The organism is Streptomyces sp. BE303, assembly GCF_036290945.1.
Taxonomy (GTDB): Bacteria; Actinomycetota; Actinomycetes; order Streptomycetales; family Streptomycetaceae; genus Kitasatospora.
The window spans coordinates 1-341 of sequence record NZ_JAQYWZ010000539.1 but is presented as its reverse complement, the minus strand read 5'-3'; the positions used below and the strand labels follow the sequence as shown (position 1 = coordinate 341).

Here is a 341-nt window from a genome sequence, read left to right as displayed (position 1 = left end):
TGTCGTCGTTGAGGACGTAGCCCTGGGCGCGGCCGTCGGAGAGGAGTTGGGCGAGGCCCTTGTAGGCGGCGAGGCCGGCGAGGGTGGCGATGGTGGGGTTGACGCGGCCGTAGACGATGATCAGGCCGTTGAGGATGCCGATGAGGATGCCGACGCCGATGGCGGCGGCGATGCCGGTGAGGGCGTTGGAGCCGGCCGAGGTGAAGGCCATCGCGGAGACGACGGAGGCGACGCCGGCTTGGGAGCCGACGGAGATGTCGAGGCCGCCGCAGATGATGACGACGGTCTGGACGATGGCGAGGAGGCCGGTGATGGTGGCGGCTTCGGCGATGACCTGCATG

Annotated in this window: 1 protein-coding gene; it reads right to left on the bottom strand. The window is 69.5% G+C overall.

Translation table 11 applies throughout. The features are described 5' to 3' along the window. The coding region (locus PUR56_RS11340) for an ABC transporter permease (protein WP_443034478.1) at window positions 1–341 on the bottom strand (341 nt) is incomplete at both ends.